This window comes from Candidatus Pseudothioglobus sp. Uisw_086, assembly GCF_048085745.1.
GTDB lineage: Bacteria > Pseudomonadota > Gammaproteobacteria > PS1 > Pseudothioglobaceae > Pseudothioglobus.
Map to the genome: position 1 here is coordinate 1676283 of NZ_CP159803.1, position 15522 is coordinate 1691804.

The 15522-nt window shown below is 38.0% G+C and carries 16 protein-coding genes; 6 read left to right on the top strand and 10 right to left on the bottom strand.

Annotated elements, in window-relative coordinates:
• Positions 1-4: 4 nt before the first annotated feature.
• The 3 genes from hisD to ABXT49_RS08450 are packed head-to-tail and all read right to left on the bottom strand — an operon-like array spanning position 5 to position 2884.
• A complete protein-coding gene (hisD, locus tag ABXT49_RS08440) occupies positions 5-1315 on the bottom strand; it encodes a histidinol dehydrogenase (protein WP_416651921.1) in 1311 nt (436 codons plus the stop codon).
• Positions 1316-1326: 11 nt separating this feature from the next.
• The gene (locus ABXT49_RS08445; protein ID WP_416651924.1) at positions 1327-1812 is read right to left on the bottom strand and encodes an ester cyclase; all 486 of its coding nucleotides are present in this window, start codon (positions 1810-1812) and stop codon (positions 1327-1329) included.
• 19 nt (positions 1813-1831) lie between these two features.
• Positions 1832-2884 (bottom strand): ABC transporter ATP-binding protein, encoded by a 1053-nt coding sequence (locus ABXT49_RS08450; RefSeq protein WP_416651925.1) that lies wholly within the window; start codon positions 2882-2884, stop codon positions 1832-1834.
• 188 nt (positions 2885-3072) lie between these two features.
• On the opposite strand from ABXT49_RS08450, the gene ABXT49_RS08455 reads away from it, so the two are divergent.
• Together ABXT49_RS08455 and ABXT49_RS08460 are read left to right on the top strand one after the other, a co-directional pair.
• On the top strand, positions 3073-3984 hold the full coding sequence (locus tag ABXT49_RS08455) for a 3-keto-5-aminohexanoate cleavage protein (protein WP_416651926.1): 912 nt from the start codon (positions 3073-3075) through the stop codon (positions 3982-3984).
• Between the two features lie 2 nt (positions 3985-3986).
• Positions 3987-5465 carry a carnitine 3-dehydrogenase gene (locus ABXT49_RS08460; RefSeq protein WP_416651929.1) on the top strand — a complete coding sequence of 493 codons (1479 nt, stop codon included), beginning with the start codon at positions 3987-3989 and terminating at the stop codon, positions 5463-5465.
• Positions 5466-5484: 19 nt separating this feature from the next.
• Here the strand turns inward: ABXT49_RS08460 and ABXT49_RS08465 are convergent, their stop codons facing one another.
• The 7 genes from ABXT49_RS08465 to ABXT49_RS08495 form a co-directional block, all read right to left on the bottom strand.
• The gene (locus ABXT49_RS08465; RefSeq protein WP_416651930.1) at positions 5485-6096 is read right to left on the bottom strand and encodes a short chain dehydrogenase; all 612 of its coding nucleotides are present in this window, start codon (positions 6094-6096) and stop codon (positions 5485-5487) included.
• Positions 6097-6143: 47 nt separating this feature from the next.
• Entirely contained in the window at positions 6144-6725 is a 582-nt protein-coding gene (locus ABXT49_RS08470; RefSeq protein WP_416651932.1) for a 1-acyl-sn-glycerol-3-phosphate acyltransferase, read from the bottom strand.
• Positions 6726-6727: 2 nt separating this feature from the next.
• Positions 6728-8026, bottom strand: a complete 1299-nt coding sequence (locus ABXT49_RS08475; RefSeq protein ID WP_416651933.1) for an MFS transporter — start codon at positions 8024-8026, stop codon at positions 6728-6730.
• Positions 8027-8105: 79 nt separating this feature from the next.
• Positions 8106-9308, bottom strand: coding sequence for a tryptophan synthase subunit beta (gene trpB, locus ABXT49_RS08480; protein WP_416651934.1), 1203 nt, complete (start codon positions 9306-9308; stop codon positions 8106-8108).
• Positions 9305-9916, bottom strand: coding sequence for a phosphoribosylanthranilate isomerase (locus ABXT49_RS08485; protein WP_416651938.1), 612 nt, complete (start codon positions 9914-9916; stop codon positions 9305-9307). The genes trpB and ABXT49_RS08485 overlap by 4 nt, the downstream gene beginning before the upstream one ends.
• 85 nt (positions 9917-10001) lie before the next feature.
• On the bottom strand, positions 10002-12353 hold the full coding sequence (topA, locus tag ABXT49_RS08490; RefSeq protein ID WP_416651939.1) for a type I DNA topoisomerase: 2352 nt from the start codon (positions 12351-12353) through the stop codon (positions 10002-10004).
• An 8-nt stretch (positions 12354-12361) separates the two neighbouring features.
• Entirely contained in the window at positions 12362-12850 is a 489-nt protein-coding gene (locus ABXT49_RS08495; protein WP_416651941.1) for a DUF494 family protein, read from the bottom strand.
• 296 nt (positions 12851-13146) lie between these two features.
• Here ABXT49_RS08495 and rpmH point away from each other — a divergent pair, with 296 nt between their 5' ends.
• From rpmH to yidC, 4 genes are read left to right on the top strand one after another with little or no spacing between them, the layout of a single operon-like run.
• Positions 13147-13281: a 50S ribosomal protein L34 gene (rpmH, locus tag ABXT49_RS08500; protein WP_082344989.1), complete on the top strand. Its 135-nt coding sequence runs from the start codon at positions 13147-13149 to the stop codon at positions 13279-13281.
• A gap of 4 nt (positions 13282-13285) precedes the next feature.
• On the top strand, positions 13286-13639 hold the full coding sequence (rnpA, locus tag ABXT49_RS08505) for a ribonuclease P protein component (RefSeq protein WP_416651943.1): 354 nt from the start codon (positions 13286-13288) through the stop codon (positions 13637-13639).
• The gene (yidD, locus tag ABXT49_RS08510) at positions 13636-13869 is read left to right on the top strand and encodes a membrane protein insertion efficiency factor YidD (protein WP_416651945.1); all 234 of its coding nucleotides are present in this window, start codon (positions 13636-13638) and stop codon (positions 13867-13869) included. The genes rnpA and yidD overlap by 4 nt, the downstream gene beginning before the upstream one ends.
• Before the next feature lie 6 nt (positions 13870-13875).
• The gene (gene yidC, locus ABXT49_RS08515; protein WP_416651947.1) at positions 13876-15519 is read left to right on the top strand and encodes a membrane protein insertase YidC; all 1644 of its coding nucleotides are present in this window, start codon (positions 13876-13878) and stop codon (positions 15517-15519) included.
• Positions 15520-15522 lie beyond the last annotated feature (3 nt).

Consider the following 15522-nt stretch of genomic DNA (forward strand, 5'->3'; position numbering starts at 1 on the left):
TGCACTACTGCGCTGCCTTGCCATAAGGAACATCCTCTCCACCATATCGTCTTACTCGAATATTAGCTTGCTCTGCATGGCCAACAAACGACTCAAGCATACATAGTCTTGAGCAGTATCTACCAATCTTTACAGCTGCCTCATCCGTTGTAATTTTTTGGTAGCTATGTGTTTTAAGATACTTACCAACCCAAAGACCGCCAGTATAACGTCCAGCTTTTTTTGTTGGTAAAGTATGATTGGTTCCAATTACTTTGTCACCATTAGAAACATTTGTTCTTGGTCCTAAAAATAGCGCTCCGTAGGAATGCATATTTTCTAAAAACCAATCATCGCGATCTGTCATTACCTGAACATGCTCAGATGCAATTTCATTAGCAACATCTAACATCTCATCATAGCTATCACAAAGAATTATTTCACCATACTCTTCCCAGCTCACGGAAGCAGTTTCTGCTGTTGGAAGAATCTTTAAAATTCTATCTATCTCAGAAATTGTTTCTTTTGCCAGATTTTTATTATTAGTTACCAGGACAGCTGGTGAGTTGTATCCATGCTCAGCCTGACCTAACAAATCTGTTGCACATAATTCAGCATCTACCGTTTCATCAGCTATCACCATAGTCTCTGTTGGTCCAGCAAACAAGTCAATTCCAACCTTTCCAAATAATTGCCTTTTAGCTTCAGCAACAAATGCATTTCCAGGGCCAACAAGCATATCAACTGGGTCTATTGTTTCAGTACCAAGAGCCATTGCCCCAACAGCCTGAATGCCTCCTATGACATATATATCATGAGCACCACCAAGATGCATTGCAGCGATAACGGCAGGATTTGGAGAGCCTTTATAGGGAGGCGTGCAAGCAATAATTCTTGGAACTTTTGCAACACTAGCAGTTACAACAGACATGTGCGCTGATGCAACCATTGGAAACTTACCTGCTGGGATATAGCATCCAACCGATTGAACTGGGATGTTTTTATGTCCTAATATAACGCCAGGCATAGTCTCTACCTCTATATCCTTCATAGAATCTCTCTGCGCTTGCGCAAAGTTTCTAACTTGTTCTTGAGCAAACTTAATGTCCTCAAGATCCTGGGTCGAAACTTGTTTTATTAAATTGTCAATCTCTGTCTGGGTTAATTTGAAGGACTTTGGAGTATAGTTATCAAATTTTTCTGCAAACTCTCTAACTGCCGCATCGCCTCTATCCTCAATGGATCTTAAAGTATTTTTTACAATCTCACTAACCTCAGCATCATCGATAGCCTTAGCAGCATCTGTCTTACCTTTTTTTAAATATGTTATCGCCATAATATCTCCAATTAGTTTGGCTTTGCGGGAGCAATCTCGCCTCGATCATAAGCCTCCCAGCCTTGACCATTAAAAACATCCACGTCAAGTTGTGACAAAATACTTGGAAAGTCAACAGTTACCCAGTTGTCTATTATGAGCCCATCCTTAACTTCCCAAAAATCTGTATAGTGAATTTTTACGCGCTTATTAGTTGGCGCTATACCCATGAATTCTCCACTATGAATAGCATCAATATGGCCAAAGCAAGACGCCCACTCACCATCTACTAAAAATTTATCAGTATTATAAATTCGGTCTGAAAAAGCAGCTCTCAGAGGGAGCTGCCAATTATTACGAAACTCTTCAAGGCTTTTCTTAGTGCCACATCCATTATTACCCATCCAACGAAAATCTTTATGAAAATGCTTTTCCATATTATTAGAATTAGTACTTAAGGCCTCTTCCATAGCCTTAACAATAGCAAGTGTCATTTTGGATTGCTCGTTATGGTCCATTTTTTAAATCTCCAATTTTTTAATTTTTAAGCAGTTTTCCAGTTTTAGAACTGAAAAGTAGGCATAAATTTGCTGGCACATTTGCCATAACTGTTGAACCAATCTTGGCATAATAATTTTTATCAGACTTTATGGAAATTAAATCACCGCCAGCCTTAACTGAAACCATGGTCATGTCTCCCAATAACTCCATTGAAAATGCTGCTGCTTTAATCGCTCCCTTACTTTTCACAATGGATGCATCTTCCGCTCTAAATCCGAGGGTTATATCGCCAGAATGCTTTTTATTCAGACCTTCAATTTTTACATTATCACAAGAGAAGACTCCATCTGTTATTGTTCCTTTCATCAAGTTCATGGCAGGCGAACCAATAAAGCTTGCAACAAAACTGTTGGCAGGAGTATTGTATATTTCTTGAGGCGTTCCAACCTGTTGGACGAGTCCATTGTTCATAACAACAACACGATCTGCAAGCGTCATTGCCTCAACCTGATCATGCGTTACATAGATTGTTGTTACGCGTAACTTGTGTTGGAGGTTTTTAATTTGCGCTCTGGTAGAGACGCGTAATTTAGCATCGAGGTTTGAAAGTGGTTCATCCATTAAAAATACTGTCGGCTCTCTAACAATTGCTCTTGCCAAAGCTACTCTTTGTCTTTGACCCCCAGAAAGCTCTGATGGTTTGCGATGTAAGAAATCATCGAGCTCAACCATTGCAGAAGCCCTCATAACTTTTTCTTTATGAAGCTCTTTGTCAATATTTCTTACTTTTAATGGGAAGCGAATGTTTTCATATACCGTCATATTTGGATAGAGGGCATATGACTGAAAGACCATTGCAACATCACGATCCTTTGGCTCGAGATTATTTACAATCTCACCATTAATCAGCACCTCTCCACTAGTGACAGTTTCAAGTCCAGCAATCATTCGCATTGTGGTAGTTTTTCCACAGCCTGATGGCCCAAGTAATACCAAAAACTCTTCGTCAGGAATAGTAAGGTTAAAGTTATCTACACCAACGAAATCACCCCAACGCTTCGTAATGTTTTTTAGTTCAATTTTAGCCATATTTTTTTATGTATACTGTTTTAAGAAAATTGCATAGAAAGGTCGTAATGCATACGATTGCAAAATATTATATCACATGCTATTTTTTTTTGATAGTGATGTTGAAATCGTATTTAAATTTCTACTATTAGAAATCGATTTCAGTAATATATAGATTAATATAACAAACATAAATTTGGAGAAATCATATGACTAACCTTCAACCATCTCGAGAAGTTTTTATTACTTGCGCCGTTACAGGGTCCGGAGATACTACGGGAAAATCTGATAAAGTTCCTATTACGCCTCAACAAATAGCTGATTCATGTATCGAGGCAGCTCAAGCTGGAGCAGCCATTGTTCACATTCATGTTCGCAACCCAAAAACAGGAGTTCCCGCTCGAGACCCAAAGCTCTATGCTGAAGTTGTAAGCATTATTCGTGAGTCAAAGGTTGATATGGTGCTCAATCTAACAGCAGGAATGGGTGGAGATTTAGTATTTGGCTCTGCCGAAAAACCTTTGCCATTAAATAATGAAGGCACCGATATGGTAGGCGCAACTGAAAGGCTTGACCATGTTAGACAAATACTTCCTGAGATCTGCACTATTGATTGTGGAACAATGAATTTTGGCGAAGGTGGTTATGTCATGACCAATACTCCAGCAGTCCTTAAGGAAATGGCAAGACAAGTTCAAGAACTTGGGGTTAGGCCTGAAATAGAAGTCTTTGATACTGGTCATTTACAGCTTGCCATATGGCTAAAGGAGCAGGGCTTAATTGATGATCCTGTTATGATTCAGTTATGTATGGGTATTCCATGGGGCGCTCCCGATGACTTAAACACTTTCCTTGCAATGACATCAAATATTCCAAAAGATTGGACATTTTCTGCCTTCTCAATTGGTAGAAATCAGTTGCCTTATGTGGCTATGGCCATCCTAGCAGGGGGCAATATTCGTGTTGGGCTTGAAGACAATCTTTATCTAAAACGTGGCGTTTTTGCTACCAATGCAGACCTTGTAAAGAAGGCTGTTCAGACAGCAGAGGGCATGGGCTGCACTATTATAGGGCCAGATCAAGTCCGAGATAATATGAAACTCGAAAAGCGCTGGGGCTAGATATGAAAAGTATCAAGGCGGCAGGAGTTATTGGTGCAGGCGTTATTGGAAGTGGATGGATAGCTAGATTATTACTCAACGGGATTGATGTTTTTGTCTATGACCCCTCCAAAGAAGCACCAAAATATGTCAATAAAGTTATTGATAATGCCGAGCGAGCATATAAAAAATTGCTCACCTCCAATCTACCTAAAAAGGGCAAGCTATTATTTTCTACCTCAATTTCAGAAGTTGCAAAATCTTGTGAGTTAATTATTGAAGCTGTTCCAGAAAGGCTTTCAATTAAGCAGTCGGCCTATGAGGAAATTGAGTCAAGCGCAGACAAAAATCTAGTCATAGCATCGTCAACTTCTGGCATTCTTCCTTCAGATTTACAAACAAAAATGAAACACCCTGAAAGGCTTCTAGTTGCCCATCCATTTAACCCAGTCTACCTTTTGCCATTAGTTGAAATTGTTGGCGGTTCTAAAACATCCAAAAATGTCATTGAGGAAACTAGTAAAATTTTTACCAATATTGGTATGTTCCCACTTCATATCAAAAAAGAAATTCCTGCTTTTATTGCAGACAGACTTCTTGAATCAGTATGGCGGGAAGCCTTATGGCTAGTAAATGACGACATAGCAACAACTGAAGAAATTGATGACGCAATTCGCTATGGCTTTGGCCTTCGATGGGCACAAATGGGACTATTTGAAACCTATAGATTAGCAGGTGGTGAAGCTGGCATGCGTCACTTCATATCACAGTTTGGGCCATGCCTTGAATGGCCCTGGACGCACCTAATGGATGTTCCTGAATTTACAGATGAATTAATAGAAAAGGTATCCAGTCAATCTGACCACCAATCGGGGCAATTTAGTATTGACGAGCTAATGGAAAAACGCGATGATAATTTGGTCGATTTTTTAAAAGTTTTAAAAGACAATCAGTGGGGTGCTGGAAACTCTCTCAAAGAATTTGATGCAAGCTTGTCAGGGTCAATTAATAAAATAGAATTTTCAGAGCTAAATTTATCAAGCCCCTTACTCACCTATGTCACCAAAGTACCAAAAGAGTGGGCTGACTATAACGGTCATATGACAGAAGCGCGTTATCTTGAATGCTTTTCAGAAGCAACCACAGAGATGATGTCTATTATCGGCGCAGACGAAGAATACATTTTAAACATAGGATCTTATTTTACAGTTGAAACTCATATTCGCCACTTGGATGAGGTTCAAATTGGAGAAAGTATAAAAGCCAAAACCCAGGTTATCTTTGGAGAAAATAAAAAACTTCACTTATTTCATTGGCTCAATCATGAGGACGGCAGACTATTAGCAACTGCTGAGCATATGCTCATTCATGTCGATCTTAAAACACGGGGTGCAAGCATGCCAAATGATTTGGTCTTGAAGCGAATGGGATTAGTTTATGAAGCACACAAAAAACTATCAAAACCAGAAGGCATAAACCGCGCAGTTGGAGATAAATTTTAATACTGCTTTTCAGGTGAACCTAAAGCGCTCTGGTTAAGCTCATTACTCGGCCAGTAATTGGTGCTGAGATAGTTCGGCGATACGCATGAATAATGCTTTCATTCGAAGTTGGCTCAAAGCCATCAAAAAGCATTCCATAGTGGTCAACTGAGTTTTCAATAATAGATGGTGAGACTACATTTATTCTTAATTTTCCAGCATACTCGGCTGCCAATGTTGAAACGCACATATTAAGGGCGCCATTAGCTGCAGCGGCGCATGAACCGGCAATAATTGGCTCATCGCCAATAATTCCACTTGTTAGGGTGATGGATCCATTTTCACTGAGAAAAGGTATGGCTGCTTTTGCTAAATTTAATTGACTAAAGCATTTGGTAGAAAGGCCAGCTGCAAAGTCATCCATTGTAAGCTCTTCAAAAGTCTTAAAAGGAGTGCCTCCGATACAAGATACCAACCCGTCAAATGGACCAACAGAAGCTAAGATATCACTAACACTTTCAAAATCAAAAGCGTCGATCTTTAAATCTGGTCCAGACCTTCCAGCTCTTATAACTTCATAGTCTTTCTGTAAACCTTCAACTACTACTCTACCAAGTTTTCCAGTTGCGCCAACTACTATAATTTTTTTCATTTAAAGCCTTTTAATATTTAGTTGAAATAATAAATAGAATCTTATCACTAAAAAAGCAACTTGCCAATAGATGACTTTACTGCATTTCTGTTTGTTTCAGAAGTGAGGGGCTTTCCAATATTGACATTGACACTCCTTCGTAGGTTAAATTTCTTTTTCTTTTTAATTAATTTTGGAGCTTTTGAAAAGAAACTACCCCACATATTATTTATTGCAAAAGGAACCACAACTACATTATCTTTGCATTCAGCTAATATTTTTTCGAAGCCCCTTTTCAAGTCACTCAATTCCCCTGTGGTGGAAATATGACCTTCAGGAAATATTCCAACAACGCAATCATCATTTAGCAAGTTGATAATATTTTGCATTGCATTACGACTATTTTCAGGTCTTATTGATACCGCACCAACACCCCTTAGAATCCAATTAAATATTGGCTTACGATAGTAATCATCATGAACAACAAATCGAATCGTTCTTGGTATTGCCCACTGAATTAAAGCAAAATCTATCCAACTAATGTGATTACCTAAAAGAAGAACAGGTCCATTTTTAGGTAAATTATCTAAACCAGTTACCTTTAGTCGATATCGCCACCCAAACAATAAGAGGCCTACAATTTGCCTCATGACTAAAGAATAGTTTTCAGTTTTTTAAGAACAACACTAAATCCTGCTACCGCAATAAATGCGTTAAAGTAAAGTATAAACTCACTTCCAAAATTTAGGTTTGCAAGAATCATTGTAAAAATCAAAAGGGTAATCATAGCAATATTTTGAAGCCAGTTTTTACCTGCTAGCATGCTTCCAAGACCGTCTTCAGGAGAGTTCGCTTGCATCAGTGCATTGAGAGGGATAATCATCATTCCTGCGCCAACACCAAACATAAGAATGACGGCAGTTACTAAAATTAAGGCAGTAGAATCTGGAATAAAACTTAGGCTCGAAATTACGGGGATTAGAATTGAACAAACTGTAATCATTATGGAGCCGGTATAGATATTATTAATACGTATGAAATTGAGACTTTTTCTGCCAGATAAAAAAGCGCCAATCATAATTCCAAATACAGAAGAAGCTAACATCGCATTCACAACAAGAGGGCTTTCGACGCCAAAATTAGCTTTTGCATGAGCTGGTATAACTGCCACTAAGTTTTGTGACATGCCCCAAAAGATTGCTGTCCCTAAAATAGAATACCAAACAATTTCATTACTCCTCATGGCTTTAAAGTTAGTCATTAAGTAATGAAAAGAAACAAATTTCTTTATAGAAAATTTAGCCTGGCTTAACTTTGTTGGATAGAGGCGTGTTCCAAGTGTTGCTAAAAACTCAACCAATGAAAGCCCAACAAGAATCCAGCCTACTGGCGCTATTTTCATTAATATTTCTTCAGGGGTAGTTGCTTGCATTGTTCCCAGATAAGCTTCGAATAAGTATGAGAAAAAAACCGTACCCATTAAAATTGCTATTAATACCACTGAAGAGTGAAAGGCATTACCCCTACTAAGGCCTGCCTTGCTTAGGCACTCTTTAATGTAACCCATTTTCGCAGGAGAATATATTGCACTCTGAGTCGCAAGAAGCAAGGTAAAGCCAAATGCAACTTGGTATAAACCGTTGTAATAACAATAGGTAATTGCTAAGGTAATTAAGACAGCAGAAAATGCGCTATAGCGCATGATACTTGTCTTTGCAAATTTATCAGAAAGGTAGCCTGACAATGTAAATAACATGATAAATGGTACTAAAATCATTGCATTTACAACAGCAGTTAAAATAATTTGCTGCTGCTCACCATATATCATAAAGATTGTATTTTGAATTATGATCTTATGACCTAGGTCGACAAATGCATTGAGAAAAACTGCAACTAGGTAAACGGAAAATATGACTGAACGCCCTTTATCGATCTGTTGATTTTCTTGCATGACCTGCCAAACTATAATTTATATAATCAATAGTATAAGAGATTTTTATAGGGTTAGGGCTTAATACTTTAACTCGCTCTTAGAGCTCAAGCCCCTCAACCTCAGCAATAGTCTGCATGTCTTTATCACCTCTACCTGAGAGGTTAATAATAATAGTTTTATCACTAGACCATTGTTTGGCAAGTTTAACCGCATACGCTATTGCATGAGATGGCTCAAGCGCTGGAATAATACCTTCAACCTCTGTAAGAAGATGGAAAGCTTCTAAAGCTTCTTTGTCTGTTATTGCAACATACTCTGCTCTTCCAATATCTTTCAGATAGGCATGCTCTGGACCAACACCAGGATAATCAAGTCCAGCTGAAATGGAGTGACCCTCTATAATTTGGCCATCTTCATTTTCCATCAAATATGTTCTATTACCATGCAACACACCAACACTTCCAGCAGTAAGCGGAGCTGCATGAGCATCTGGACCTAAGTCAATTCCACGTCCACCCGCCTCAACACCAATAATTTTTACTGATGTATCTTCAATAAATGGATAAAAAAGCCCAATTGCATTTGAGCCTCCTCCAACACATGCAATTATTGCATCTGGTAAACCACCCACTTGCTCATTAAATTGCTCTTTCGCCTCTTTACCAATAACACTTTGAAAATCTCTCACCATCATAGGGTAAGGATGAGGGCCAGCGACTGTTCCAATAATATAATAAGTATTATCAATATTAGTTACCCAATCACGCATTGCTTCATTCAGGGCATCTTTCAGTGTTTTAGAACCTGAAGAAACTGGCACAACCGTTGCCCCAAGTAACTTCATACGGTAAACATTCTGAGCCTGCCTAACAACATCAACTTCGCCCATATACACAACACATTCCAGGCCAAGTCTTGCAGCAATAGTTGCCGATGCAACGCCATGCTGTCCAGCTCCTGTTTCAGCAATAATTCTTGTTTTGCCCATTCTCTGAGCAAGTAAAGCTTGCCCTATAGTATTGTTGATCTTATGAGCACCAGTGTGATTTAAGTCTTCGCGTTTCAAATAAATTTGAGCACCGCCAAGCTTCTTGGATAGGTTTTTTGCATGATAAAGTGGAGTTTCACGTCCCACATAGTGCTTTAGATCATCCTCAAACTCTTTTAAAAAGTCAGGATCGTCTTTATATTTATCATAAGCATCTTTTAGCTCAGTGACAGCAGTCATTAGGGTCTCTGCTACAAAGACTCCTCCATATTGATCAAAATGACCTTTATCATCTGGTAGGTTATAGCTCATGAATGAACACTTCGGATAAAAGCTAATATTTTATCAATATCTTTAACCCCTGGTGCACTTTCCACTCCACTTGAGGCATCAACTGCATATGGATTTACTTGACTAATTGCATCTGAGACATTTTCTGAATTAAGACCACCAGCAAGAATAATTGGTAAATCTATATTGACTCGGGCCAGCATCCAGTCAAAAACCTCTCCAGTGCCTCCATAACTATTAGGGTTATGTGAATCGAGAAGAAGTGCGCTTGCTTCTGAAAAATTATCAGCTAATTGAACTACATTGGTCTTGGGCGTTACTCTCAAAGACTTTATAAAAGGCATTTGATATTGAGTACAATCTCCTGCTACCTCGTCTCCATGAAATTGTAAAGTGTCCAGAGGGACCTCACATAAAACCTCATCAATGAAGCTTGGATTTGCATTGACAAAAAGTCCCACTCGATTTACAAATGGTGGCAGGGCTGAGACTATTTCTCGTGCTCTTTGAATATCAATATTACGTGGTGACTTATTATAAAAGACCAAACCAATTGCATCAACACCAGCTATAGCCGCGTCTCTTGCATTTTCAGCATTAGTGAACCCACAAATCTTAACTTTGGTCATCTGAATTACCATTAGCTTTTTCAAGTACAAATTTTTTCATAGCGTTACCTAGTATTTAATGCAAATAGCTAAGAAAGCTTGAGATTTAGCTTGAGGCTTTTTTCTTAGCAGTAGTCTTCTTTTTAGCTTTTTTTGCCTTTGCTTTGGCTTTAATTTTTCCATCTATTGCTTTTTTACACTCTTCTAGAGTTAGGTCAATAGGAGCCTTATCACCAAACACTTTTTGAACTGTAACATTTTTTTGACCTTTGCCGCGCTTTTTACCATTCCAAACATACGGCCCAAAGCGTCCATTTAAAACTTGAATATCAGAATCTTCAAAGACCTTAATAATTCGCTCAGCATCAAGCTTTTCCTTAACAATAATTAGCTCAAGAGCTTCTTCTAAGGTTACCTCCTCTGGTGAGATTTCCTTTAAAGAAACATATTTTTTACCGTATTGAATATATGGGCCAAAACGCCCATAATTTGCCTTAATTGTTTCACCATCAACTGTCTCACCCACTGTTCTTGGCATTTTAAAAAGCTCAATGGCTTCAGCAAGTGTAATATTCTCTATATCTTGGCCAGTTCTTAATGACGAGAAAGTTGGTTTTTCTTCATCGTCTTGATGTCCAATCTGAGCAAAAGCGCCATAGCGTCCAAAACGAACACTGACAGGTTTTCCAGAGACAGGGTCCTCACCAAGATCTCTCTTACCATGAGTCTCGTCTCTCGAAATATCTTTAGCAAGCTCAATCTGCGCATGAAAAGGCTCATAAAATTCGCGAATAACTCCTGCCCAAGGCTTTGACTCTTCAGCAATTAAATCAAAATCACTTTCAAGGTTTGCAGTAAATTCATATCCAATAATGTTCTTAAAATTTTTGACTAGAAAATCAACCAAAAGATAGGCAACATTTGTTGGGAATAATTTATTTTTTTCAGCGCCAGTAGCTTCACTTTGGATAGAGTCAGAAATAACGCCATCTTCAATTTCTATCAACTGATAATCACGCTGAACTCCTTCTCTGGTTTCTTTCACAACATAGTTTCTATCTTGAACAGTTGTAATCATTGTTGCGAATGTTGAAGGCCTTCCAATACCCATTTGCTCAATTTCTTTAACCAATGAAGCTTCTGTATATCTTGGCTTTGCTCTTGAAAAAGACTCCTTTGAAGCTAAGTCGACTAGGGTTAGCAAATCACCTTTACTAACTTCAGGAAGAAGCTTATCTTCAGCCGCCATATAGTCATAAACCTCGAGGAATCCAGCAAAAGATAAAACCTCTCCATCAGCAATAAAATGCTCACTACGGTTTGAAATATTGATATTAATTTTAGTTTTTTGAAGTTGTGCATCGCTCATCTGAGAAGCCAAGGTTCTCTTATAAATTAACGAATACAGCTTAGTAGATTGATCATCTAAACCTAATATAGATGGCTTAGTAAGGTCTGTAGGCCTTATGGCTTCATGCGCCTCCTGAGCACCTGAAGAATTTGTCTTATATCTTCTTGTTTGGTGAAACTCAGAACCAAACTTTGAAACAATCACATCTTGAGCAGCAGTTATAGCTAGTTCAGATAAATTGAGTGAATCTGTTCTCATGTAAGTAATAGCACCTTCTCGATATAAATTTTGAGCAATCGACATGGTCTGTTTGACAGAAAAACCTAGTTTTTGAGAGGCTTCTTGCTGCAGCGTAGAGGTAATAAATGGAGCTTTAGGTGACCTCTTAGAGGGCTTAGTCTCAACTGAATTAACTTTTAATTCTGCCAATAAAACACTTTCAGCAAAAGAAAGCGCCTCTTCTTTAGATTTAAAGTCTACGCTAAGCTTAACCTCTAGAGACTGATTTGAGCTATTTTCTAAATTAGCTTTAACTTTATGGGAGCTTGTAGGATTATGAGCAGAAATTTCTCGCTCTCTTTCAACAACTATTCTTACAACTGGTGATTGAACCCTACCAGCTGATCGAGCTCCTGAAATCTTACGCCACAATACTGGAGAAATTTCAAAACCTACTAGCCTATCAATAATACGCCTAGCTTGTTGAGCATTTACAAGGTCAGTATCAATTGTTCTTGGGTTATTAATAGCATCCGTTATAGCGCCTTTAGTTATTTCATGAAAGACTATCCTCGGTGTATCTTCTGCAAGCGATAGTGCTTGCTGTAAATGCCAAGCAATGGCTTCACCCTCACGATCTTCATCAGTAGCTAGAAAGATTTTCGTTGCGGTCTTGACTGATTTTTTAAGGTCAGCAACTACTTTCTTTTTATCCGCACTGATAGCGTATGTTGGTTGAAAGTTATTCTCAATGTCAACGCCCATATCTTTCTTGGGCATATCCCTGATGTGTCCTATACTTGACTTTACAACATAATCTGGCCCCAAAAACTTTTCAATAGTTTTTGCTTTCGCCGGAGATTCGACAATAACAAGATTCTTAGACATAAAGGTTCCTACTGCAGAGTAGGGTTATCATCATAAAACACAATAGACTCAATCCATTGCGATGGCACAGATGATTCAGTGCTATTTCCGATGACCATCATAACTACCCATTTCAAGTCATCAATACTCAATTTTGAGTCCTCTAGAGACATAACCTGATCAATTACTATTTCACGTTGACTGGCATTAAGCTGACCCATATTTTCCATAAACATTATGAAGCCTCTGGCCCTAGAATCTAATTTGGTTTTTTCATACTCACTATAAATTCGCATAGAATTATGCAAAGTATCAAAACTAGCTATCTTTCCATCTTGAAGTGCTGCAATATTTTCAAGCCAAACTAAAGCCTTCTCAATCCGGTCAGCATCAAAGCCAGCCTCTGAAAGATGCGTCTTTAAAAGATCATCATCCAACTCTTGAGAAGAGTCTTGCTCAGCAGACTCAAATAGGAAATCAAACATAAAGGTGAGTACATCAAGAATATTATTAGTCATAAAGCCTCATCAAATTAATACATGTATTTCAATCTAACTATTACGAGATTCTTATAAACATCAAAAGAACCTATATTGCTTATTACTTGTGGGCAAAAAACACTTTTTCAACCATACATTGAGTTATATAGTGATTTGCTCGAAAAGTAAATTCTTAATTTAACCCTTATTATCCACATCTTGATCCAGATTGGGCTTTATTAAAGCAGTATTGTCATATAAACTCTCGTTTAACATGCATACCGAACTAATCCAAGTATGGTAAAATTGCAAACTTTTTTATTGGTAGATACATTATGAAAAGAACTTTTCAACCAAGCGTACTAAAACGTAAACGTAATCATGGCTTTAGAGCTAGAATGAAAACTCGTTCTGGGCGAGCTATATTAAGTGCTCGCAGGAAAAAAGGGCGTAAACGTTTAGCTGCTTAAACTCATGACCAGCTCGCTCGCTCATGGTGCGCGTATTACAGATTCCAAAGATTACGCTCACATTTTCAAAAAAGGCTTTCATACTCAAAGTAGATTCTGGAAGGTCATAGCTAGTGATTCTGGTAAATCATTTTCAAGGCTTGGTCTTGCGATTTCCAAAAAGCAATATAAAAGGGCAGTAGACCGAAACCTTTTTAAGCGCTTAGCACGCGAAACTTTTAGAAACAATCGGGATGATATAGAGTCTATTGACTTTGTCATAATGGTAAAAAAATCAGCTTGCACTGATAATATTGAAATTACTAAAGACCTCCTTTCACTTATGAAAAATGTAAAGAGCCAGGTGCATTCAAAATGAAATTTCTACTTCTACCTCTAATTAAATTATACCAATGGATTGTTAGTCCTCTGTTAGGAAGCAACTGCCGTCACATTCCAACCTGCTCAGAATATACATTCGATGCTATCAAATATCACGGAGCTGTCAAAGGAGTTACTCTCGGGGCAAAAAGAATTAGTAAGTGCCACCCATGGTCAGAAGCAAGTTATGATCCTGTACCAAAAAAAATTCACTCAATTAATAATTAAAAATTTATGAACACTCAAAAATTATTTCTTTTCATTGCAATCTTTTTGACAATTTTCCTTCTTTGGGATAAATGGGAACTGACACAATCAATCGATGAAAATGGAAATATAGTAACGCAAACTGCGATAGTAGGAATTGATTCACCATCTGCAGAGAACGACGTCCCATTAGCTGCTGAGGTTCCAGTGGCAGAAAACACATTTACAGAAGTTTCATCTCCCGTTATGGAGGACTCAAACATAAGTGGCGCATACACAACGGTTGTAACAGATCTTTTAACAGTACAAATTTCAAATAAGGGTGGAACAATAATTAGTGCATTTCTGAATGACTACCCAACAGAATTATACTCAGATCAAACATTTGAACTACTTAGCAATTCTCCAGAGAGTATTTTCCACGCTCAAAGTGGTCTCATCCCTGCAGATCAAATGCCAACACATCAATCTGAATTTACTTCGGAAAGACAAGAATACTTTCTACAAAACAATAATGAGCTAATTGTGCCACTTTCTTGGAAGGGAGATAATGGCATTGAAGTTACTAAATACTTCTACTTTAAGCCTGATAGTTATATCATCGAAGTAGATTATCAAATTCGAAATAACAGCTTAACTGATCAAAATGTTAGCAGTTATACTCAGTTAGCCCATGGTGCAATAATTGAATCTAGCGGCATGGCAATGGGTATGCAAAACTTTAGTGGCGGCGCAACCTATAACGATGAAGAAGTTTTTGAGAAAATTGATTTTGAAGATTTTGACTCTACACCAAAAACTTCATCTATTGGTGGCTGGGCCGCAATGATTCAGCACTACTTTTTTACTGCGTGGATACCAAATGATAGTCAAAAGCATACTTACTCAACTAAAACTAGTAGAGGCAACTACCTATTAACCACAGTGAATCCAACAGTAAGAGTTGCTGCTGGAACAACAGCTAGTCTCGAAAAAAACCAGCTATATGTTGGCCCTAAAGAGCATGTGCGCCTTGAAGAGCTTGCCCCTGGCCTAGACAAAACTGTAGACTATGGCTTCCTTTTTATTGTTGCCAAACCATTGTCAATATTTCTTCATTGGATTTATAGTTTTGTTGGTGACTGGGCAATATCTATTGTTCTTCTAACGTTATCAATTAAGCTGGCTTTTTATAAGCTTTCTGAAAAATCATTCCGGTCAATGGCTGGAATGAAAAAATTAGCGCCAAGGCTTCAGAAAATTAAAGAAACCTATGAGGGTGATAAGCAAAAAATTGGTAAGAAAACGATGGAGCTTTATAGGACTGAAAAAATAAATCCTGCTGCAGGCTGTCTTCCTATCTTAGTTCAGATTCCAGTATTTATTTCTGTTTATTGGGTTCTTATAGAAATGGTTGAACTAAGAATGACCCCATTCTTGTACTTACCTGACCTTGCGATGAAAGATCCTTATTTCATTCTGCCATTAATTATGGGTGCATCTATGTGGTTTCAGCAGCGACTTAATCCGCCTCCAGCGGACCCAATACAAGCAAAAATAATGATGATGCTGCCAGTTGTATTTACAGTTTTCTTCCTCTGGTTCCCTTCAGGCTTAGTATTGTACTGGGTAACCAATAACGTACTTTCAATTGCTCAACAAGTGTACATCAATAAAAAAATTAATGGTTAAATA

What these genes read in the sequence shown, in the direction of transcription:
- ABXT49_RS08485 (WP_416651938.1), bottom strand. Translation starts at nt 9,916, where the DNA reads ATGACCAAAGTTAAGATTTGTGGGTTCACTAATGCTGAAAATGCAAGA.
- yidD (WP_416651945.1), top strand. Translation starts at nt 13,636, where the DNA reads ATGAAATTTCTACTTCTACCTCTAATTAAATTATACCAATGGATTGTT.
- yidC (WP_416651947.1), top strand. Translation starts at nt 13,876, where the DNA reads ATGAACACTCAAAAATTATTTCTTTTCATTGCAATCTTTTTGACAATT.
- ABXT49_RS08475 (WP_416651933.1), bottom strand. Translation starts at nt 8,026, where the DNA reads ATGCAAGAAAATCAACAGATCGATAAAGGGCGTTCAGTCATATTTTCC.
- topA (WP_416651939.1), bottom strand. Translation starts at nt 12,353, where the DNA reads ATGTCTAAGAATCTTGTTATTGTCGAATCTCCGGCGAAAGCAAAAACT.
- ABXT49_RS08465 (WP_416651930.1), bottom strand. Translation starts at nt 6,096, where the DNA reads ATGAAAAAAATTATAGTAGTTGGCGCAACTGGAAAACTTGGTAGAGTA.
- ABXT49_RS08445 (WP_416651924.1), bottom strand. Translation starts at nt 1,812, where the DNA reads ATGGACCATAACGAGCAATCCAAAATGACACTTGCTATTGTTAAGGCT.
- ABXT49_RS08450 (WP_416651925.1), bottom strand. Translation starts at nt 2,884, where the DNA reads ATGGCTAAAATTGAACTAAAAAACATTACGAAGCGTTGGGGTGATTTC.
- rpmH (WP_082344989.1), top strand. Translation starts at nt 13,147, where the DNA reads ATGAAAAGAACTTTTCAACCAAGCGTACTAAAACGTAAACGTAATCAT.
- ABXT49_RS08460 (WP_416651929.1), top strand. Translation starts at nt 3,987, where the DNA reads ATGAAAAGTATCAAGGCGGCAGGAGTTATTGGTGCAGGCGTTATTGGA.
- trpB (WP_416651934.1), bottom strand. Translation starts at nt 9,308, where the DNA reads ATGAGCTATAACCTACCAGATGATAAAGGTCATTTTGATCAATATGGA.
- ABXT49_RS08455 (WP_416651926.1), top strand. Translation starts at nt 3,073, where the DNA reads ATGACTAACCTTCAACCATCTCGAGAAGTTTTTATTACTTGCGCCGTT.
- rnpA (WP_416651943.1), top strand. Translation starts at nt 13,286, where the DNA reads ATGACCAGCTCGCTCGCTCATGGTGCGCGTATTACAGATTCCAAAGAT.
- hisD (WP_416651921.1), bottom strand. Translation starts at nt 1,315, where the DNA reads ATGGCGATAACATATTTAAAAAAAGGTAAGACAGATGCTGCTAAGGCT.
- ABXT49_RS08470 (WP_416651932.1), bottom strand. Translation starts at nt 6,725, where the DNA reads ATGAGGCAAATTGTAGGCCTCTTATTGTTTGGGTGGCGATATCGACTA.
- ABXT49_RS08495 (WP_416651941.1), bottom strand. Translation starts at nt 12,850, where the DNA reads ATGACTAATAATATTCTTGATGTACTCACCTTTATGTTTGATTTCCTA.